The organism is Neorhizobium sp. T25_13, from assembly GCF_002968675.1.
GTDB classification, from domain to species: domain Bacteria; phylum Pseudomonadota; class Alphaproteobacteria; order Rhizobiales; family Rhizobiaceae; genus Neorhizobium; species Neorhizobium tomejilense.
This window is the reverse complement of record NZ_PVBI01000030.1, coordinates 1-20,663: the sequence shown is the minus strand read 5'-3', so window position 1 is coordinate 20,663 and position 20,663 is coordinate 1. Positions and strand designations below refer to the sequence as shown.

General features: G+C 58.2%; 14 protein-coding genes and 1 pseudogene. 8 read left to right on the top strand and 7 right to left on the bottom strand.

Annotated elements, in window-relative coordinates:
* The 3 genes from C5J22_RS30410 to C5J22_RS30400 all read left to right on the top strand — a co-directional run.
* On the top strand, positions 1 to 669 hold a 669-nt coding region (locus C5J22_RS30410), incomplete at its 5' end, for an HAD-IC family P-type ATPase (RefSeq protein WP_172746841.1).
* Positions 666 to 818: a cbb3-type cytochrome oxidase assembly protein CcoS gene (ccoS, locus tag C5J22_RS30405; RefSeq protein ID WP_105441314.1), complete on the top strand. Its 153-nt coding sequence runs from the start codon at positions 666 to 668 to the stop codon at positions 816 to 818. The genes C5J22_RS30410 and ccoS, both read left to right, overlap by 4 nt.
* A gap of 56 nt (positions 819 to 874) precedes the next feature.
* On the top strand, positions 875 to 1,186 hold the full coding sequence (locus C5J22_RS30400; RefSeq protein ID WP_105441313.1) for a hypothetical protein: 312 nt from the start codon (positions 875 to 877) through the stop codon (positions 1,184 to 1,186).
* A 278-nt stretch (positions 1,187 to 1,464) separates the two neighbouring features.
* On the opposite strand, the pseudogene C5J22_RS30395 reads toward C5J22_RS30400, so the two are convergent.
* From C5J22_RS30395 to C5J22_RS30380, 3 genes and pseudogenes are all read right to left on the bottom strand, one after another.
* Positions 1,465 to 3,374: pseudogene (locus C5J22_RS30395) on the bottom strand (diguanylate cyclase).
* Positions 3,375 to 3,757: 383 nt separating this feature from the next.
* Positions 3,758 to 4,735, bottom strand: coding sequence for a sensor domain-containing diguanylate cyclase (locus C5J22_RS30390; protein ID WP_105441312.1), 978 nt, complete (start codon positions 4,733 to 4,735; stop codon positions 3,758 to 3,760).
* Between the two features lie 1,043 nt (positions 4,736 to 5,778).
* On the bottom strand, positions 5,779 to 6,579 hold the full coding sequence (locus tag C5J22_RS30380) for a helix-turn-helix domain-containing protein (RefSeq protein WP_105441310.1): 801 nt from the start codon (positions 6,577 to 6,579) through the stop codon (positions 5,779 to 5,781).
* Positions 6,580 to 6,675: 96 nt separating this feature from the next.
* On the opposite strand from C5J22_RS30380, the gene C5J22_RS31970 reads away from it, so the two are divergent.
* The 3 genes from C5J22_RS31970 to C5J22_RS30365 all read left to right on the top strand — a co-directional run bounded on the left by C5J22_RS31970 (position 6,676) and on the right by C5J22_RS30365 (position 10,151).
* Positions 6,676 to 7,005 (top strand): DUF1127 domain-containing protein, encoded by a 330-nt coding sequence (locus C5J22_RS31970; RefSeq protein WP_105441309.1) that lies wholly within the window; start codon positions 6,676 to 6,678, stop codon positions 7,003 to 7,005.
* Between the two features lie 207 nt (positions 7,006 to 7,212).
* Positions 7,213 to 7,485, top strand: coding sequence for a hypothetical protein (locus C5J22_RS30370; protein WP_105441308.1), 273 nt, complete (start codon positions 7,213 to 7,215; stop codon positions 7,483 to 7,485).
* Between the two features lie 374 nt (positions 7,486 to 7,859).
* Positions 7,860 to 10,151, top strand: a complete 2,292-nt coding sequence (locus C5J22_RS30365; protein ID WP_172746840.1) for a methyl-accepting chemotaxis protein — start codon at positions 7,860 to 7,862, stop codon at positions 10,149 to 10,151.
* 68 nt (positions 10,152 to 10,219) lie between these two features.
* Here C5J22_RS30365 and C5J22_RS30360 read toward each other — a convergent pair whose 3' ends face one another.
* The gene (locus C5J22_RS30360; RefSeq protein WP_105441306.1) at positions 10,220 to 10,897 is read right to left on the bottom strand and encodes a response regulator transcription factor; all 678 of its coding nucleotides are present in this window, start codon (positions 10,895 to 10,897) and stop codon (positions 10,220 to 10,222) included.
* On the bottom strand, positions 10,885 to 12,483 hold the full coding sequence (locus tag C5J22_RS30355) for a cell wall metabolism sensor histidine kinase WalK (protein WP_105441305.1): 1,599 nt from the start codon (positions 12,481 to 12,483) through the stop codon (positions 10,885 to 10,887). The genes C5J22_RS30360 and C5J22_RS30355 overlap by 13 nt, the downstream gene beginning before the upstream one ends.
* 204 nt (positions 12,484 to 12,687) lie before the next feature.
* Here C5J22_RS30355 and C5J22_RS30350 point away from each other — a divergent pair, with 204 nt between their 5' ends.
* Complete coding sequence (locus C5J22_RS30350; protein ID WP_105441304.1) at positions 12,688 to 14,151, top strand: SLC13 family permease; 1,464 nt, start codon at positions 12,688 to 12,690, stop codon at positions 14,149 to 14,151.
* Between the two features lie 15 nt (positions 14,152 to 14,166).
* On the top strand, positions 14,167 to 15,342 hold the full coding sequence (locus C5J22_RS30345; protein ID WP_105441303.1) for a glycerate kinase: 1,176 nt from the start codon (positions 14,167 to 14,169) through the stop codon (positions 15,340 to 15,342).
* A gap of 1,967 nt (positions 15,343 to 17,309) precedes the next feature.
* Here C5J22_RS30345 and C5J22_RS30340 read toward each other — a convergent pair.
* On the bottom strand, positions 17,310 to 17,633 hold the full coding sequence (locus C5J22_RS30340; protein ID WP_105441302.1) for a hypothetical protein: 324 nt from the start codon (positions 17,631 to 17,633) through the stop codon (positions 17,310 to 17,312).
* Positions 17,634 to 17,833: 200 nt separating this feature from the next.
* Positions 17,834 to 20,611 carry an EAL domain-containing protein gene (locus C5J22_RS30335; protein ID WP_105441301.1) on the bottom strand — a complete coding sequence of 926 codons (2,778 nt, stop codon included), beginning with the start codon at positions 20,609 to 20,611 and terminating at the stop codon, positions 17,834 to 17,836.
* Positions 20,612 to 20,663 lie beyond the last annotated feature (52 nt).

The following is a 20,663-nucleotide window of genomic DNA, read 5'->3' as shown; positions in this document are numbered from 1 at the left end:
GGTTTCACTTCGGGGGACGGGGAGCTCCCGGCCGTCGTTCTGTCGCGCAATGGCCAGGCAATAGCGACGTTCACGTTCGGGGAAACACTGCGTCCCGGCGCGGCCGATCTGGTCAAATCCCTTCAAGCGAAGCGGATCGATGTTCGGATACTGTCGGGAGACTCCAAGCCCGCCGTCGCGCGGATCGCCCGATGTCTGAACATCGAAGGATTTTCCGCCGGCCTACTGCCGGGCGATAAGGTGACGGCAATCGCCGGCTTGCAGGTTCGCGGGCATAAGGTCTTGATGGTCGGCGACGGGATAAACGACGCCGCCGCGTTACGGGCTGCGCATGTGTCGATGGCACCGTCAACGGCAAGCGACATCGGTCGTAGCGCCGCCGATTTCGTGTTTCTGGGCGACAGCTTGTGGGTGGTCAACGAGAGCCTCGAGACGGTGAACAAGGCGATGCGACTGGTCAGGCAGAATTTCGGGCTGGCGATAATCTACAATATCATCAGCCTGCCGCTTGCGCTTGCCGGGTTCGTAACACCTCTCATCGCGACCGTGGCTATGTCGTCATCGTCCATTCTCGTGGTAGCAAACGCGCTGAGGCTATCTGTTGGCGGGAAACAGATGGAGCAGGTGCGAATGCCTCGGCCTCACCAAGCGGTGGAGGCGGGCGCATGACAGCTCTGAGCGTGCTGGTGCCCTTGACCGTCGCGATGGGAGCGGCGGGCCTGCTGGCCTTTCTGTGGTCGATGCGGTCGAAGCAATATGAAGACCTCGATGGCGCGGCCGAAAGAATACTGTTGGACGACGATGACGCGACCGGTTGACAGCGAGAAACCAAGCGGGGTGGATCGCGTTCTAGGACAGAGACAAAGGAGCGAGCATGGCTATTGATCCAGGACAGGAAGCCCCTGCTGAACAACCCTCAAGGACGAAGGCGTATCGTACTCTGGTCGTCGATCCGTCCGATGCAGTAACCGGACTGAGTATCGTGTTTGGAGTGGTCGGCGCTCTGGTTGGCATGATTGCCGCCGTAGTGGTGACGCCTGACCTCAGCCTCGCCTTGCTGGGCTATTGCGTGCTTACCGGCCTGGCAGGCGGTTCGGCAGGTATCGTCACCGGGGGAATGGTCGGTGCGATTCTCGCCGTTGCGAAAGGAGTTACTCCGCCGCGGGACATTGGCAAACAGCCATAGGCCTGAAATTAGCTGGGAACCAACGAGACCAGAACCTGGTCTCCAAAGCGAACACCTCCGCTGGGGTTCGTCTGAACAGCAGCCTGCTCATCGACGCGCGGTGTGCCGCCCGCCCCTTAAACGACGGCCCAGCCTTGATGGAACATTTGCGGCTTCTTAGGGGGCCATTCAGGATGAGTGAGTACGCGTTGATCGCGCTGGCAAGTTCAACGCGCGGCTGATGGTGTTCCCCGGTCATCGCAACTTTCCACCTCTTCCATCGCTGTCACTGGCATATTCTAAGGACGGCCGGCAGATGACGACCCCGCTCTTGCCGCGGATACCTGGCGGGCAGGGGATTGCACCCTGATCTGATTGCGACCTTGTTCCTTTGCCTCGTACATGGCCGCATCCGCTGCCGCCAAGAGCTTTTGCGTGTCCGAGAACGAGACCTTTCCTCCAGTCGAAGATATGCCGATGCTGGCCGTCACCCTGCCGAACTCGCTGCTCGTATGGGGAAGGTCCTCGCGGCTCAGGAGGCGGTTGAATTCTTCTGCGACGACCATGGCCCCGGCCTCATCGGTATTCGGAAGCATAACCACGAACTCCTCGCCGCCGTAACGCGCAACAACATCACCCGACCGTTTCACCGATTTTCCGAGACATTTCCCCACGGCACGTAGGCATTCGTCGCCGGCTAGGTGCCCGTAGGTGTCATTGTACAGTTTGAACCTGTCGACATCGATCATCAGAACGCTCAAAGCGATGTTGGTTTCACGACACTTCTCAAACTCGCGCACGAAGGCGGCGTCAAACGCTCTGCGATTTGCAAGGCTCGTTAAGCCATCGGTGTCGGCGAGCGATCTCAGTTGCTGCGCAGAGAGCTGAAGCGCCGCTTCAGCCTCTTTCGTCACGGTAATGTCCGACACCACCACCATCGCTGAGCCGTCATGCGCAAGGCGCGTCTTGAGGGCGCGCCATTCGCCATTCCTAAGTTGGATTTCCTCGTCCTTGTTCACATGCAAGGCCGCTGCCGCCGCCTCAACCCATTTCTCTGGCGTCTCTTGCGGCAACCCGACCCGTTCACCGGTCTCGATCACGCGCTGAAGGATTTTCGTGATATGCGCACCGACGACCCGCACATCACGCGACAGAGGGAACGCGTTGCGATACTGCTCATTGCAGAAGACAAGAACACCTTTCTTGTCGAACATTGCGAAGCCCTCGGACATGCCGTTCATCGCAAGTGTCAGCAGGTTCCGTTTTTGACGGAGTTCACGCTCGAGCTCGATGCTTTCGGTGACGTCGCGAGTAACACCAGCAAGCCCGATGATCTGCCCTTCGCTATCCAGAAGAGGAACTTTTGATGCCAACAGATGGCGTTCGCCCATCCGCTCAAGGAAATCAACAAGCGGCTTTCCGGTGCGAATGATCTCCTGCTCTCGATGATACAATTCCTCGGCGTCCGGAGCCGTGCGCAAACTGAAATCCGAAAGTCCGAACATCTCCGCCGGTGAGGAGAAATGGAAGAGCCGCGCCATGTTATTGTTGACGGCAATGAACCGGCTCTCCCGGTCCTTCACATAAAGATAGTCGGGCGACTGCGAGAAAGCCGTTTCGAGCACCCGCCGTTCCAGCTTCAATCTGGCAGTCTTCAGCATGATGAGACCACAGATGATCGTGGCCACACAGTTCATAAGGACAAGCGGAACGCCGAACGCCGACGCCGCCCCCGATTTTGTGAGGCTGGGTAAGGTCACCAAGATGACCGACAATCCGATCCCGAGCAGGGTGGTCACAGCCGCGAGCTTGTAGATATCGCCCTTCTCCGTCGAAAGAGGATGTGGACAGCGACACCTATGGCACTGACGACCAATATGGCAACGACGCCATCGACAGCGCCGGCTCCGCCTGCGAAGCCCCTGAAGACAATCGCGGGAACTGCCGCAATAGCAGCGGCAATCACGCCGCCGAAGAGCCCTGCTAGCGCAAGTGGCGCGAAGCGTAGATCGATGAAAATGCCCGACGCAAACTGAATTGCAAGCATCATCGAGCCGATGGACGTGATGCCGGCGATAAGACCCCAAAGAGGCCTTTCAAGCCCGATCAGGGGTTTCTGATACCAGATCGAGATATGTGCCCACATGGCAACCGCAAGCGTCACAAATGCCAAATTGCCTGCGAATTGCTCCCAACTGGCTGACGTCATTTTTCCCTACAGCTCTGACGAATTACCCGTTTGTATCATCGGACTGATTTGAAGTAGGTTAACTTGCCTCCAGGAGGATTGAAGCGCTGCCGCGCTGATCGGATTGGGTGTTGCGGGGATAACGTCGGAAGAAGATGCGATTAGCGATTGGACAGCCTTCCAACGACGTCAGGCTACGACGATGTCAGGGGCGGGTTGTCGTCAGGGGACTCCTAGCGCCGTTGACGCCGGAGGGTTGCGACCTCGATCCACGGTGATGGTCGCACTGGCTTGAGCGCTCATAGGGCCCGACGCAACAAGTGCCATTGCCATCACAATCAAAAGCCTAGCCGCATTGCCCATGATCTTTGCTGCCGTGTGGGGGAAATCGTGCGACCTGCAAGTCAGGTCGCAGTCAAAGCCCTGGGTGAGTGCGGTTTTGCCCCATCCCGGCAAACACGATTTCGCCCGGTCGACTTCGCCTCGTAAAGCGCCCTGTCCGCGTTCGAATAAAGAGTGTCGAAAGAACCGTCCGTCTGGGTTTGCACCGCCATGCCAATAGAGACCGTGATCTTGAAAGTGCCCGCCGTCGACAGAACCGGACGCTGCTCAATGTGACGCCTGATCTGCTCGCACATCTCAAACACTGCCTCTGGCGCCATGGCCCTGAACAAGATCGTGAATTCCTCGCCGCCGACACGGGCGAAGGTCATCCTGTTGGCTGCTTCGGCCGCGATGAGCGCCTGGATGGACTGCGTCAGCGCTTTGAGAGCCGCATCGCCGGCTGCGTGGCCATAGGTGTCGTTTACACGCTTGAAATGATCGACATCAAGGACAGCAAGGGCAACTTTGCTGGAAGCGGTCACCCCTTCCTTAAATAGCGCATGGCCGATATTGAACGCATGACGGCGGTTGAACGCGCCCGTCAGTTCGTCGGTGACCGCCAGAAGATGCAATCTGTGCTGGATCAGCTTCAAATCCGTGATGTCCTGGAGAAGAAGCTGAACGACAGGATTGCCCTCCCAAGGCAAAGCGCCTGCGATCAATTTGATTGTCCGCACCTCACCCGTCGCAATTCTGATCTCGGCCTCTGTCGGTTCCACGCTGATTCGGCCGTGAAAGGCCTCCTCCATCTGCTGGGCCGCTTCGTCGGCACAGGTGGACAGAAAATCGAGGAAATGTTTGCCCACGACTTCATTTTGCGGCACGTGCAGGAGGCGTGCGGCCTCCTGGTTTCCAAAAATAATCCCTTGCCGCGTGTGAATGAGGAGGCCCATGGGCATGAGGTCGAGCATCATGCCCATCCTCTCCTGGGTGTCGACAAGCGTCTGCTTGGTAAGCTCCGCTGCTTCGTGTGCGTCGTGATCTTCGTCCAAGAACATCGCTGGTCTTCCATGCCTGAAATGGTCGCGGGCATCTTTGAAGCCCACGCGAAATCGGAGTATCGAGCCCGATTGATGAAAACACGGATAACTTAATTAGATATTGCGCATCGAAATGGACCGCCGTGGACCAAATCGCGACTTGCCGACGAACCAGCTCTCGCGACACCGCCGATCTCGCGTCGCCATCAGTCTCCATTTCACTGGCCGTTGTGCGGTGCCATGCTACCGGCGTGCCGCTGCCCCCTTAGACGACGGCGGAGCCTTGATGGAACATTTGCGGCTTCTCCGGATTCCTACACGATCGGAGGAGCATTCATGCCAAGATCTTCGGACGAAGATACCTATACCATGACCACGTTTCGCCACAGCTATGATCTGCCAGCGAGGGAGGCGTTGCAGATTTTCCAAAGCTTCGGGCCAAGGCGCGCTGATCTGGACGCATTCATGGCAGCATACCTGGACCCGGGTGGGGTCGAGCACTGGGTGATGGACGTCAATCCACCGCGCCCAAGCCCCTGAGGGCTGAGACGTAGTCGAGGCTTGCAGAATGTGCCACGCGGCTGACAGTGATAAGCCTGCGTCAGGCTTTTTATTCACCTTCTGACTGTTGCTTTTCTTTGCGCCAACACACCGGGAAATCCTCCCGTGTGCAATGTGAAGGCCACTATCGTTTCTCTCAGATCAAAAGAATGGTCAGCGGTTGGTCGGTCGCCGCCACGCTTGCCGCCGGAAGAGCAACGGAATATGCAGACGCTTTGACCTAAAGCCAGTGCGATACCGGAAGCTGGCGCCCTAATCGTCGAGCGGCGTGCGTAGCGGTCTTCTAGGAGTGGGCCTGCCGACGTTGGCGACTTCAATAGGCGCGGCTGCCTCGATAGGACGCCCCGCAAATTGAAAGTAACCAGCAGAGATCGGCGCGGCGTTTGACCCAAGACCCTCCGAAATGCCGGGGGGAGCCTTGGTCTCAGCTCATTGGGAAGCCGGTGCGGCCCAATGCTAAATGTGACTTTCATTTTGCGAAATCCTCCCCGCAGTGGTGACTAAACCGTGCGGCCTTGAAAATATTGTCCCGGTGAAGTTCCGAAGGCAGCTCTGAAGACGGCAATGAAGGCGCTGGGGCCTGAATAACCGAGAGAGTAGGCGATATCGCTAACGCTCTGGCCAGCAGCGAGCCACTCCACCGCCTTCAGAAGCTTCGCCTGCTGACGCCAGGCGCGGAAACTCATTCCGGTCTCGGCCTGGAAATGACGCTGAAAGCTCCTTGACGACATGGCCGCACGAGAAGCCAGTCGCTCGAGTGGCCACTCTTCACCTGGTTCATTGCGGATGTCAGCAGCAATGATTTGAAGGCGCTCTGATATCGGCGAAGGAAGCGATAGCGGCGCAACCGGACTGGTCTGAAGCTGATCGGTGATAACTGCCACAAGCCGTTCAGCGCGAGGATTGCCTGCGTCTGAGCGAGGTATCTCCAGGAATGCGAGGATGAGTTCGCGCAGGAGCGGCGTTGTACCAATGACCGAGACCTCTAAGGGCAGGTCCACGACAGCCTCGGGGCGGAAGAACAGGTAACTGCGCTCGGTTTCCTGTAGATAGGTCACTTCATGGAGGACACCAGACGGAACGAAGACAGCGCGTTCAGGTGGCACAATGAAGTACCCGCGCACGGTCTCGAGCCTCACCGACCCGCGCACGATCTGAAAGAGTTGGGCGCGGTGGTGGGTATGATAGGGGTATGTCGTCCCAGCGGGCTCTGTTCCACCTTGGGCGACAGCCGTGAACGGATAGTCCCCTACCTCATCTTCCGGCAAGTGGACATTGGTCAGGTTCTCGCGAGCGATCATGGCGTCTCCCAGATACTTTTTGTCAGAATGTCAATAACATGTCCGCAGGCTTTTCCCTAGACTGGCCGTCACAGCAACAGAAGCTGGAGGTGAGTCATGCCAGTAGAACTACTTGAATCTGTCGAACGCTACATTCGCAGCCTTCCAACGGCGGTGCGAGTTTCTCTCCAAAAAGCGCACTTCATTGCCCGGTGGTGGCAACGAGCGACGACCGAACAGGAGCTGCGGTGGCTGTCAGACCGCGATCTGGCAGATATCGGTGTCGCTCGACGCGACATACGCAAGGTTGCGCGTTCCCGCGCGAGCGCGTTTGACGAACCCCGAACGACCGAACGTCACAAGACCAATCTTACCAATGCTGGAATTTCTCGACCTCGCCAGTCCTTCGATGGACGCTCCCAGTTAGGTACCTCAGGCGGGCGTTAAAATTGGGATAGGTCCTGATACTGGCCTGTACGCCGCTCCAAGAAAGATGGGAATGATTGATAATCGGATCGGACGGCGTCAAAAGTCCGTGGCAGCCGATCCTAGATCAGGGCCGTCAGGACGACGTGGGGCAGCCCAATGAAAGCGGCGCGATGGAGCAAAACGGTGGCGATAGGCGTTAGGAGATAGCGCCTACGGAGCATCCAGATGGACCGGCACTTGGAAGATTGGGAAATGGAACTGCTCGCCTCGCATGAAACGAGTATCCGCGAGTACGAAGACCTGTTACGAGCCTTGGATGCCGGGGAACGGATCATACTCCCTGACTTAGGCGACGTGACGGATGATGAGCGTAAAAAGGCCGAATGGTTCCTCGCTTGTCACAAGGCCAACCTTCTCAAGTTGCGGGAGGGGGCGGCCAACGACAACGAGCCTCCAATGGATGAAGAACTGGCCGACCTGATCGCGGGTGACTGGTAGCACGACGACGATGCAGTTCTTCGTGAGGGAAAGTATACGGCGATATCTTTTGAGTGAGATCCTCGGGGTATGCCATCGTCGCTGGGGAGGAACTCTGCACGTGCTTTCCTGCCGCGCCATGGGAACCATACCAGTCGTGATTGTGCAGATCTTCGACAGCGGGCAATTCCGGCGCGCAAATATTGGGCAACCTGCACGCGAGCATGGCGTAGTCAATCAAGGTTCACATATAATAAATGTCTTGCTGCAATCATGCATCCACCAGACAGTAATCAATCAACTTGCCGACGGGAAACAATATGTAGTCCCCGGCTGTCAGCAACGTCTACCAAACTTCCTTCTGGTTGCGCGGCTTGAAACTATAGGTGGATTCGGTGTCAAAAATCAGCTTTACGATTAGCCAAAGATTGGCTTTGAGCGTGGTGATACCTGCGATTGCATCCGTGATTACTTCGGCGGTCGTCATCAAAGGCTATTATGACGACTATGCCGACTATTCCCGCATGGAGACGCTTATGAATTTCGCGTCGGCAGCGGACTTGGCGGTGCATGAACTCCAAGTCGAACGCGGGCGGACGGCCACTTTTCTAGGCAGCGGCGGCAAGCGGGGCGGCGACTCCCTCATCGAAGCACGCAGCAAGACAGACAAAGCTCTCTTTGACCTTGAGGATGCAATAACCGGCGTTGAAAACAACAGCGCATCGGACGGCGTCTTCGAGTTCGACATGCTCAAGGAGAAGCTCAGCACGCTCGAAGCCTTGCGTAGTGATGTTGACGGACAAAAGACCGACGGCGCGTCGGCGATTACGGCATACACGGCCGTCGTGGCCACTACGCGAGGCAAGCTCGATGTGATCCCATGGTGGGCCACCGATCCCAGAATGTCGCTCGAGGCGAGCGCACTCGCCAGTCTGGCGCTGATGAAGGAATTCGCGGGACAGCAACGCGCCATGGTTGCGCAGGCGTTGTCGACCGGCAAGCTCAGTGAAGAACTCCGCGCACGAATTCATCAAGCCGATGCAAAGCAGGTCGGCATTCTCGACCTGCTGTCGGAGTCCTACAAGGGTGCCAGCCAGGACCGGTTGCGTGAAATGTCCAAGGCACCGGCATTCGAACAGTTCGAACCTATGCGACAGGCGGTCCTCTCTACTGCCGCAGGCACCAGCATAGAAGGTGTCGAGCCCGATACGTGGTTCAAGGCTGCCTCCGCGCGCATCGACGAGCTGCGGAAATTGGAAGTCCTCCTTGCTTCAGGTGTCAAGGAACAGTCGGTCCTGCTCGCCAACGCGGCATGGGAGCTTGTGCTCATGTGGCTTTGCGGAGCGGTCGGCATCCTGCTCGCGGTCGCAGCCATCGCCGTCGTCATCGCGCGGTCGATCACGACGCCTATCACGAAAATTACCCGGACCATGGGCGTGATCTCCAGAGGCGACTTTGGTTCTACGGTGCCCTTCCAAGATCGTACTGACGAAATCGGGACGATGGCTGTCGCCGTCGCAGTGTTCCGGCAGAACGGGCTGGAGCGCCAGCGCCTCGAAGCCGAAGCCGAAGCAAACCGTTCGCTGTCGGAGAAGGAGCGCCAAGAGCGTGAGCGCCGGCAGGCCGAGGAAGCCGCGCAGGTCACGTTCGCCGTCGATAATCTGGCGACTGGTCTCGGGGCGCTGGCCGACGGCAAGCTGAGTTTCCGGCTCCAGACCGCGTTCACGGATCGGCTCGACAAAACTCGGATCGACTTCAACGCCGCAATCGAACGCCTTGAGGATGCGCTGCGCTGCGTGGGCCAAAACGCGCAAGCCATAGCAACCGGCTCCGACCAGATTCGCTCGGCCGCTGACGATCTTTCCAAGCGCACCGAACAGCAGGCCGCCTCGGTCGAGCAAACGGCCGCAGCGCTGGAGCAGATCACGACGACTGTCGCGGACTCCAGCCGTCGGGCGGACGAGGCCGCACGCTTGGTCGCAACGACGCGCGACGATGCCGAGCGGTCCGGTGTGGTGGTCTCCAAGGCAGTGGATGCCATGCATGACATCGAACGCTCGTCCAGCGAGATCTCCAATATCATCGGCGTGATCGACGAGATCGCTTTCCAGACAAATTTGCTCGCGCTCAATGCCGGAGTCGAGGCAGCCCGGGCAGGCGAGGCCGGCAAGGGGTTCGCGGTAGTGGCGCAAGAAGTGCGCGAACTGGCGCAACGCTCCGCGACAGCAGCCAAGGAAATCAAAGACTTGATCAGAAGATCCGGCGAGCAAGTAAAGAATGGCGTTGAACTGGTCGGAGCGACCGGCACTGCACTCGCAAGAATCGTCAAACAGGTGAAGGAGATCGACGACAACGTCAGCTCGATCGTGGAATCGTCCAAAGAACAGTCGACAGGCATCAAGGAAATCAACAACGCCGTTGCCCTTATTGACCAAGGCACCCAGCAGAATGCGGCGATGGTCGAAGAGTCGACAGCAGCCAGCCACTCGTTGGCGCGCGAGGCTGAGGCGTTGTTCGGTCTGATCGGGATTTTCCAGATCGCTGACCAGCCCAGCGCCGGTACGAGCCGGGCTGCGCCAGCGGAGAAGCGGCCCTCGGAACCGCCGGCGCGCCAGATGGTCGGCAAGCGCACCAGCGCGTTCAAGGGCAATGCTGCGTTGCAACAGAGCAACTGGCGGGAATTCTGATCGCGGAAAGGTTGACGGGATGAAGCCCGCCGTCGTACACAGCCCGCCGGCAACCTCCTGCTATCATACTATGATTTACTTTCGACCAGGGTATAGCCCACGCCTCGCACGGTCCGAATGGTCGGATCACCGTCTTGACCGATCTTACGCCTCAGATAACGGATATAGACTTCGACGATCTTGGTTCCGGGATCGAAATCGTAGTTCCAGACGTTGTTCAACAGCCGCTGACGGCTGACCACTTTGTTGACGTTGAGCATGAGATAGCGGAGCAGTTCGAACTCACGAACGGTGAACCCGATCTCGCGGTCCGACTTCGTGACGCGGCGGGTTGCCGGATCGAGGGTAAGCAACCCCACCTGCAGGACATCCGTTCGTTCGAGCGTTGGGCTGCGTCTTCGCAGCGCCTCTATCCGGGCAATCAGTTCATCGAAGGCAAAGGGTTTTACGAGGTAGTCGTCAGCGCCGCTTTGAAGGCCGTCGACACGATCGCGAATGCTTTCTTTGGCGGTGAGCATCAGGACGAGCACGGAACGTCGCTCCTGCCGGATTATCCGGCACACCTCAAGACCGTCCACATAGGGGATCGTTCGATCGAGGATGACCAGGTCGACGGTTTCATGACGGATTCGTTCAAGACCGTCGCGCCCGTCCTCTGCCAATTGCACATGATACCCTTCCGCCTCAAGTCCCCGCCGCAGAAAGCTCGAAATCCGCCGGTCGTCTTCGACAATCAGGACCCGCATGCGATTTTCCTTTCTGCGATGGGCAGCCGGATGGTGAGAACCGCACCACGATTGGGCGCAGCCCCGAGGGCAATGGTACCACCGTGCCGTTCGACGATGGTCCTTGCAATCGGCAGACCGATGCCGAGGCCCTTGGCCGCGCGGCTGGCGTTGTTCCTTCCGCGATAATACCGGTCGAACACAAAGGGCAGTTCCGCCGGATCAATCCCGCAACCATGATCACGGATAGTCAGCATCAGGATGTCATCGCTGCAACAAATGTCTATGTCGATCATTCCACCTGGATCTGCATATTTGATCGCATTATCGATCCCAATCATCAACGCCTGCTTCAAGCGCCTGGGGTCTGCCCTGATCAATTGTTTCGATGCTCTCGAAAGCAGTTGAACTTCCATCTCTTTTTGTTGCGCAAGAATTTCAGTTTCGTGCACGGCCGCAATGACCACGTTTTCAGCCTCGACCGTTTCAAAATCATAGGTGACGTCGTCGATCTCAGAGCGCGTAAAGTCGATCAGATCCTCAAGCAGCCGCGCCATGTCAGCGGCGTAAAGCTGAATGCGGTTCAATGCATCGCGTAAAGAGGCAAGCTTTGGTCTCGCGCGAAGCGCCACCTCGGCTTCACCACGCAAGATTGTAAGCGGCGTGCGTAGTTCGTGGCTCGCATCCGCAAGGAACTGGCTGCGCTTGCCATCGAGCTCCAGAAGTTGGTCATTTGCCTGCCGCAGCTCACGTGTCCGTTGATCCACTTCACGTTCGAGCCGGGCCTGAGCAGATGTCAGGCTCGCTCTTTGCAGCTCGATCGCCTCCGCCATCTTGTTGAAACTCTGCGAAAGCACCAGGAATTCGTCGCGGCGGCCCGTCTCGATGCGATGATCGAGCTGGCCACGGGCAATTGCTTCCGCTCCGGCCACCAAAAGGCGAACCGGCCGGACGATCGAATGATGGAGTGTCAGGCCTAAACCAAGGCCCGCCACCACCGCCAGCACCGAAAAGACGCCAGCAACAAGCAGGACCGTATGTTGGGTGCTTCGCACCCGGACAAGCTCCTCGGCAACTTCTCCACGCTCCTCCTGCCGGGCATCGCCGATCATGGTCTCGAAATCGTTAGAGAGGCGATACTCGATGCTACGCCGGAAGATATCGACGGCGCGATCCTGTCGCCCGGCCGCTTGTGCCTGGAATACACGTTCGGCCGCCTGATCGATCGCTCGATAAAATTCCTGAAGCCGCGCGGCGAACTCTATTTCTGGCAATTCCTGCTGAACGGCTCCAAGGCTTCCAAGCGTGGCGAACTCCTTGCGTGTCACCTCTGCAAGAACACGGAACCCTTCCGCCATCTTTTGTCGCGCGAGTTGGAAATCCGGCATCTGTTCAGGACCAAGCAACAGGACTTCCGCCAACTGCTCGGCGTAATTATTGCCAAGTCCGTCAAGTTCGCTGATCGCCTCGAAGCGAGAGTGGACGCCATCGATTCGATTGACGAACTCGTCGGTGAGCTTGAGCGTCGTCAGCATCAGCCCGACAACCACGCCCACGAAGACGAATGTGACTAGCTGGAAGAGAAGAATGCGCCGCCGGACGGTCATATTGCCTCGTACCTGGTTGGGAGCTTGCCGTCAGGATCGCCGATTAATGGCTGCAGGACAAGGAATGGCGCCAAGAAGTAGCGATTCTCTCCAAATTCTAACCTTCCTCCTCCCGCCCTCTAACCTGCGACGCTTAAGATCGCCCTGCAACATGACGGGCCTGTTCCTCCATCCTGGGCCCAGATCGCGAGACGGAGTAGCGCAATGGAGAAGGCTAACACCTGGCCTGAGCCGATATCCGGAAGAAGTGAGCGTCAGCCTGGGGCGCGCGTTGCGGCTATCAAGCCCGCACGCCGGCATTTGGTATTGAACCTGTTCGTTGCGGCCGCGACGTTCATTGCGATCGATTTTTTTGCATCGGGGCTGCCGTTGGAGCCTCGGCGTTCCTTACAGGTTCTTGCGCTGGCACTGGTCGGCTGGACCTTGACATCACTCGACGACACCTTGGTTGCAGTCACCGCCGCCGTGGCAATGACATTGGTCGTCACCGGTAAACCGGACTCGCTGTTCAGTGCTCTTGGCAATCAACTGATCTGGCTTCTTCTCGCGTCGTTTCTGCTGGCGTCGGCGTTCAAGGCGAGCGGTGTCACGGATCGACTGATCGCGCTTGCCACGACACGGTTGCAATCGGTCCAAGCCCTTGCCTACGCGCTGACGGCGTTGCTTCTCGCCACCGCTTTCGTCGTACCCTCCACATCGGGCCGGGCGGCCATGATGGTGCCCGCTTATGCAGCGATTTCCGAACATTGCGGCAGCGTGCGGGTGCGGCGGGCTTTTGCGCTAGTCTTCCCCACGGCCGTGCTTTTATCTGCCGTCGCGTCGCCTTTGGGTGCCGGCGCACACCTCATCGCTGTCGACATGGTTCGCAAGCTGTCGGGTCAAGAGATCGGTTATCTTCACTGGGTTGTACTGGGTCTTCCGTTTGCGGTCTCAAGCGCGTTTCTGTCGACCGGTATTATCCTGAAGATTTTTCTGACTTCGCACGAGCGGCGAAGCAAGCTTACGATCGCGTGCACCAACGTGCGCCCTGCACCACTGTGGAAACGGCCGGTCTGGATCGCCGCAGTCGTGACGGCCGGCTGGCTGACGGAACCGATGCATGGCATCGACCCAACGATCCTGGCGCTTGTCGGCGCGCTTGCCGCCTTCTCCCCCACTGCCGGACCGATCTCCTTTCGTGACGCCCTGCGCGACGCCGACCTGTCCCTCTTGGTCTTCCTTGCCGCAACGATCTGCCTCGCGGACGGTTTGGTGACGTCCGGACTGAACGAGGCTCTGGTCGCGGCAGTGTTCCACCCCCTGCAGGGAGCCAAATTGCCGTCCGTCGTTTTCATTGCGCTTGTCGCTGCGATCGGTTTGCTCTCGCATCTGCTCATCCATAGCCGCACTGCACGGGTGTCAATCTTGCTGCCACCGGCGTTGGTGCTTGCGCAGGCGTCGAACGTGGATCCCGTCATCGTGATGTTGACCATGGTCTCGGCGACAGGTCTTTGTCAGACGCTGATGGTCAGCGCAAAGCCGGTAGCGCTCTTTGGCCGGCTGGACGAAAACGCCTATGGCGCGGGCGATCTTGCTCGGCTCAGCGCGGTGCTACTGCCCCTCCATTTTCTTCTCATCATGATTTTCGTGCTCATCATCTGGCCCGCCATCCAGTCGATGCTAGCTTAGCTGCAGGAGTTGACTATGTCGAAAAAGCACCGGCGTTTACGTGTCCTGGTGGCACCTTCCGGTTTTAAGGAAGGGCTGGGCGTCCGCGATGTCGCAGACGCGATCGCACGGGGCGTCCGCAATGCGCTTCCCCGTGCAAAGATCACCCGCATGCCAATGATCGATGGCGGTGAAGGCTTCGTTCAGACCATGGTGGACTTGCTTGGAGGCGAATTGTATCCGGTCACCGTGACAGGCCCCGTGGGACAACCCGTCGATGCTCACATCGGCTTTCTATCGGGACGCAGGAAGCGCACGGCAGTGATCGAGATGGCTGCCGCTGCCGGGTTGCGTCTCGTGCCAAGGGCAATGCGGGATCCGACGAAAACAACGAGTTACGGCGTTGGCGAGATGATCCTCGCGGCACTCGACCTCGGCGCCGAACGCATCCTCCTGGGCTGCGGCGACTCCGGCATCAACGATGCGGGTGCCGGCATGGCTCAGGCGCTCGGCATCAGTCTCTTGGATGCATCTGGCCAGCCAATTGCCGGCAATGGCGCGGCATTGCGTTCGCTCGAACGTATCGACGTTACCGGCCGCGATCCCCGCCTTAAGAAAATTAGCATCGATGTCGCCGTCAATCCTTACAATATGCTGCTAGGAGAAGCCGGCGTCGCGCGGGTATTCGGACCGCAAAAGGGTGCAACGCCGGACCAGGTGGCTATCCTGGAACAAGGTCTTCAGATGTTTGCGCGCGTTGTCCGCCGCGATCTCGATATCGACGTCGAGCCTTTGAAAGGAGGCGGGGCATCGGGAGGACTTGGGGCGGGTCTGCACGCTTTCGCCTTCGCCAGGCTCCATCCACGTTTCGATCTCATTCTTCGGCATATCAAACTCGATCGGAGACTGGCCAAGACTGACTTGGTGATGACCGCGGAAGGCGGGATTGATGGACAAACGCGATACGGCAAGGTTCCCGCGGAAATCGCCCGTCGCGCCAAACGCCACAAGCTGCCGGTTCTCGCCTTGGCCGGGACTGTTGGTTCGGGCGTGGAGACGACAAGAAAGGTAGGGATCGACGCGGTGTTCAGCATCCTCAACCGGCCCTGCACCTTGGAAGACGCCATCCGCGAAACGGAAAACCTTCTTACGGAAACCGCCGAACAAGCCGTGCGTCTGATGCTTGCAACACGTTCGGTATTGCGCCCTTGAGAACCGGGGGCCTCGGCGTGAAAGGCGCGCTCACCGTAAGCTTGCGACCGTGAAGGCCGTGGCGCCGTTTGATCGACGTCATACTCCGCTTCGAGGCAGAGGATCGGCCGGCGAAAGCCATTCGATACGGGAGGGGGGTCGCCAAGGAATCTGTACGAATAGAACTTCGCGAAAATGACAAGCCGACGCATCCCTCGCGCTGGTGCTCGTCGACTCCGACATGGGTTTGATTGGTCTTCGCTTAGGTCTTAAGGCGTCGAGACCATTGCGGGTCCAAAGGAAGCGCCGTGGCAGCCTGGCAAGCGATTTGCGGAGTTCCGCGACAAACACGGATGTACTGGGACCAGTAGAGAGCAAAAAGGGAATGCCGGAGCGAAATTCGCCAACATTTTTTGTGCAGATTGCTTCCTGAGAAGAAACAAAATCGCACGAACCATCATCGGGCGGTCACGATAATGAAGCAACTAAAGCGCTGGCTGATCGACACTCCGTGGGATTTTGTGCGTTGGCCGCCACGATAATGCCGGAGAGTCGTGGCGGATCTGAAGCTAAAAGCACTGCATCGAGCTAGTTGGATGGCGCAGGAGCGGCCGGGTTTTGCGGGTCCCGAGCTACAGGGCTAGGATGGTCACCAACCGAACTCATCTGATCTTGGTCGAAGACCGCCGTGACAATCCCCACGACGAGAACCAAGCCTGCCACGATCACGGTCAGCATTCGCCTGCTCATGTATTTCTCCTGCCAGATTAGTCGAAGAGCCGAACACGAATTTGGGGGAATAGTCCCGCTTCAGGTTGGCGCAACAACCGGACCAAGTGGCGTTGCTCATTAGTTCGCGTTGCGTTCTTGCATAGCGTAAATTTTTACTGATGCAAAACTGGAGCAGCCGAAAGAACCGCAGCCGCGACATGAGTAGTGAGGGCGGAACGGAAGAAACTTATCTAAGGACCTCAAATCGGCGGCGGAGGTCTCTTACTCGCCACAAAGACAAGTAGTCCAACGGCGGCGAGCAAGGCAGCGCCGAAGATGATCAAGATAGGGGCGAGCGACAATTGCTCCCCAAGACACAAGGTTTGTCTGGCAGTTTCTGGTTTCATTTATCTGTATATCTCCTGCTCCAGCGCCGGTCGGACATAAGGTAGACTTACCAAGCGACCAGATCATCCGTGCGGCGACTACCTCGTTTTGGTGGCGCTCAAGAATGCCAATCGCCCATGCAGCCAGTCAGGAATACGCCGATCACCGGCCTTCCAGTGGCGAACGGATCGGGCATCCACGCCAACGCGCCTTGCGAGGGTGGCCTGCCCGTTTTGCCGTGGACGGCGGACGAACGCTTTTCGAGCTCGGAAGGGGTCGCAGTGTGATAGTTCGCTCGATAAAGATCAATTGACTTTCCTGCCGGGGAGGTGGCTGGCGGATTGAAAGAGCTTTGAATAATCCGGCGGCTTGTCCCATGCGAGCGCCGATGAGCAACGGGGGCAGGGGATGCCCGCGGCACCACAGCCGCAGCAGCGCGTTCCACTCCAAGCCTTTGTTGGATGGGTCTCGCAGACCCAGCGGGTATCCTGACATGTTTTGCATAGTCGCATTCACGCGCCTCCGTTTCGCACCCGGAAAATGGAGTCGCCGGCCGCATGGTCAACGAGACCGGAACAAGAACAAACGACCAAATTTCGGGAAGCTCGCCACAGGCTATGTGTCTATCTCTTGTTTTCAGTCGATCTGGACCGCAGTGACTACTGGTCATTTCCCTTCCGCACGGGACTGGTTCCTTCCGCACGGAGCTGCCGCGGTCACCATCTGAATTTCAACACGACGTCCGTACCGTTGCGGGCGGTTGGGATTCTAACCTGCTCACGCAGTTCCCTGTTTGCCGTTGCGGCACGATTCAGCATTCAATTCTTCTCCAGCGCCCTCAGCTTGTCGATCTCACTACAGCGCGGATCAATTCGAAGTGTTTGTCGAAATCAATGCAGTTTATCCTTATCGTTACTCGCCGAGGGCGGGCATTCGTCGGGTGTAGCGCCGGATGAAGCTGTTTGGGAAATTCGCATAGCGAAGTAGGGCGGCGTGACTGGCGCGATATCGGACCGCGCAATCAGGTGATGGACAACCGCTCGCCGAACGAACCTGTCTACATCGCCGTTGCTGGCGTACTCCAGCTTCTTCAGGGAGTAACCTTCGTCGAGCGCTGACTGTCGTAGGCGGTCTGAGAGGGAAACCATGTCATCTGCCAAAACGTTGGTTCTCTCTGAAATCCAATCCTCCAGCCAATCGTCGATGATGCGCATCTTGTCACCTATGAAACCGAGGGTCCCTGTCGCACTAAATTCTTGGAACGGCAGTGGGTTCCGGTACCGGCCCCCTCCGTCTCAAGGCGCACCACCCCTCACAGCCTGGTTCTAGCACCGGTGCACCGCGATCGACTGTGCGGCGCGCCTGTTGCCGTCGGGTCGTGCGAGCGATCGATGCATCCGCTTTTCACAGTGCGTCAGGCCGCGCGTAACCAGGGCAGTTCTGCGGTGAGTGCGAGTAGATCGTCAGGCGAAAGTGGTTTGCCGAAGAAATATCCTTGCCCGTCCTCGCAACCCAGCGAAGCCAACATCTGCCATTCGGTCCGACTTTCGATGCCCTCAGCGACGAGAGAAAGCCCGAGGCCCTTCGCGAGGGAGACGATCGTTTGTACGATCGCCGAACTCTGCTGATCGCTCGCCATCTTCTTCACGAAGGTTTGGTCAATCTTCAGTGTGTCGAGTGGAAATCCTGCCAGATAGCTCAATGACGAATAACCTGTACCGAAATCGTCCAGGGCGATCCTTACGCCCATTGCACGTAAGTCTGACAGAGCGCCTTGGATGGCGGTCGTATGTTCGACGAAGGCAGACTCCGTGATTTCCAGATGTAGCCGCGCGGCAGGCAACCCAGATTCCGCCAGCGCGTTTTTCACGTCCGCGACCAAATCAGCCCTGATCAACTGGACTGGTGCGACATTGACCGCAACGGCCAGGTTATCCGGCCAACGTGAGGCTTCAATGCAGGCGTGACGAAGCGCCCACCGACCGAGGTCGCAGATGAAGCCATTCGCCTCAGCCACCGGAATAAAGGTCGCAGGGGACACAAGGCCGAACTCCGGGTGTTTCCATCGAAGCAGAGCCTCGGCTCCGTTCAGCAGCCCTGTGCCAAGCGCCACTTGTGGCTGATATAGGAGGAAGAACTCGTTGGTGTTGAAGCTGTCGCGCATCGCTTGCTCCAGCTCACGCGACCGATGCTGACGAAGGGCTACATCGGGGTTGTACGGCTGCCACCCGGCGCCAGCTATAGTTTTGGCATCATCCAATGCGTGCTCGGCTCTCTCGAGCCAAAAATCGGTCTCGCAGGTGTCTACTGCTGTATACATTCCCACTCGGGCGTCGATGTGCATTGTTCGTTGCTCGAACTGGAACGGCGCATCGAAGACACCAAGAACGAGCTCCGCACAATCCTTCTGAAAGAACTCCTGACTTTGAGGGATGGCAACTGCGAATACATCACCTCCCAGGCGGCCGGCCGAAGCGATAGATGGGTGAGCTAAGAGGCGCTCGGCGACCGCTTGCAGCAGCTTATCGCCCGTATCCCTCCCCATTGCCGCGTTCAAGACGCTAAACCGATGAAGGCCAACGGCGGCGACATGTACAGGCCGATCAAACGTCCCGAGGCTCTCCGCGAATGTCCGCCTGTTCATCAAGCCAGTCAGGGCGTCGAAACTGGAAAGGTATTGAAGACGCTCTTCATAGATCTGGCGAGTGGTAACATCCCTGATAACCAGGCTTCCGATGAAAGACACGTTTCTTGAAGCGGTGCCTTCCTCCGGCCGCTCTACGGGAGATATGGTGATGGTTGCATCGAGGTGCTTTACCGCCCCGTCTACGGATATTGAGAACCGCGAAGAGGAAGAGCGAACGACGCCGGGTTTCTTGGAATGTTCTGCAGCGAGGCTGACGACAAGATCATAGATCGGAGCTGAGACAACTTCAGCCAGCAGTTTGCCTCTGTTCCCGCTTTGGCCTGACGCCAGCATGAACTTGGCTGAATCGCTCTCCTCAAAGATTTTAAGGTGGTGATCAAATGCCAGGACTGCGTCCGTGCTGTCGGTCACTATCTTGCGAAGGAGGCGTCGGATGTTTCGTTGCTCCGCACCGGCGAGTTCCGCGAGAAACTGTGTGAAATCGACCTTCTCGTTGAACATGAGAACAAGGCCGAGCAGTAAAACCGTGCACGAGGTCGCCGTATGAACGACCAGAGCGTGATCTTTTTGAGCCATGAAGGCTATCGTTTCACCGATGGCTAGAACGGCCGCCGCCGAGAGAAACGGAACGGTGGTCTGAAACGCGCGCATTCCCAGTGCCGCAGCTATGACTGCTGCCGCGAACGCGAGTTGGACCGGGCGCTGATCAAATTCCTGAAGAAGCCGATCTTGGAGGATCGACTCGGCGGCGAGTACATGCAGTATCGGCCCGGGAAGCTGGCCATATACGGGCACCGGAAAGATGTCCTTCAACTCAGTGGCATAAGCCCCGATAACAATTGAACGATTTTTCAGCTTCGCGATTTCGAAGTCTGGATGGAGAATTCGGGACAACGAAATCGTCGGAACGCTGGCGGGATTGATCGAGTAGTCGATCAGATGGGAGCCGGAGGCGGAGTGAGTCTTTGCGAGAACTGCGGCTGCCGACTGGGTTGGCTGGCCGTCCAGCAGGTCGCCCAGCGTAAACCGTCTCACGGTTCCATCGTCATCGAGGCTGACATTTGCAAAAGCAAGCCACGCATTCTCACGCAGTGCTGGTAGCGGCTGGGTGACTACAGTTGTTGACCCAGCGTCTGCCGAAAGGTGTTGGTTGAACACTGGCAGGATCGCGCTCGCGCCGGCATTCGCCAAGGCGTCGGCCAAGCGCGCATCTTCGCTGCCGGTGGAGGGCGTGCTGAAGTCGATATCGATGAATATATCGCCTACCCCGCCTTGCGACAGCTTCTCAATGATGTCGGCGTAAATACTGCGCGGCCACGGCCAGGTGCCCAAAGCATCCAGCGTCTCTCTGTCAATTGCAAGGTAGACGATACTTCCTGAAGCATTGCGTGGGGCAGCGGCAAAACGCCAGTTCATCAGTGCGTTGTCCAGCGTCTTTAACAACGGGATGCTGCCGCCAACCAGAGCCAAGCTGACGATAGCGCATATTATCAGCAGTCTTAGGAGACGAGCCGTAGGCCATCTGAAGACGTGGCGCCGCCTCATCTGATGCCTCGGCGGGGCTCCGACCAATCAGTTGCCGCGGCCACTCCCGTTC

Excerpts from the sequence above, each read along its gene's own strand:
- ccoS (WP_105441314.1), top strand. The coding sequence starts at position 666 with ATGACAGCTCTGAGCGTGCTGGTGCCCTTGACCGTCGCGATGGGAGCG.
- C5J22_RS30400 (WP_105441313.1), top strand. The coding sequence starts at position 875 with ATGGCTATTGATCCAGGACAGGAAGCCCCTGCTGAACAACCCTCAAGG.
- C5J22_RS30390 (WP_105441312.1), bottom strand. The coding sequence starts at position 4,735 with ATGTTCTTGGACGAAGATCACGACGCACACGAAGCAGCGGAGCTTACC.
- C5J22_RS30380 (WP_105441310.1), bottom strand. The coding sequence starts at position 6,579 with ATGATCGCTCGCGAGAACCTGACCAATGTCCACTTGCCGGAAGATGAG.
- C5J22_RS31970 (WP_105441309.1), top strand. The coding sequence starts at position 6,676 with ATGCCAGTAGAACTACTTGAATCTGTCGAACGCTACATTCGCAGCCTT.
- C5J22_RS30370 (WP_105441308.1), top strand. The coding sequence starts at position 7,213 with ATGGACCGGCACTTGGAAGATTGGGAAATGGAACTGCTCGCCTCGCAT.
- C5J22_RS30360 (WP_105441306.1), bottom strand. The coding sequence starts at position 10,897 with ATGCGGGTCCTGATTGTCGAAGACGACCGGCGGATTTCGAGCTTTCTG.
- C5J22_RS30355 (WP_105441305.1), bottom strand. The coding sequence starts at position 12,483 with ATGACCGTCCGGCGGCGCATTCTTCTCTTCCAGCTAGTCACATTCGTC.
- C5J22_RS30350 (WP_105441304.1), top strand. The coding sequence starts at position 12,688 with ATGGAGAAGGCTAACACCTGGCCTGAGCCGATATCCGGAAGAAGTGAG.
- C5J22_RS30345 (WP_105441303.1), top strand. The coding sequence starts at position 14,167 with ATGTCGAAAAAGCACCGGCGTTTACGTGTCCTGGTGGCACCTTCCGGT.
- C5J22_RS30340 (WP_105441302.1), bottom strand. The coding sequence starts at position 17,633 with ATGCGCATCATCGACGATTGGCTGGAGGATTGGATTTCAGAGAGAACC.
- C5J22_RS30335 (WP_105441301.1), bottom strand. The coding sequence starts at position 20,611 with ATGAGGCGGCGCCACGTCTTCAGATGGCCTACGGCTCGTCTCCTAAGA.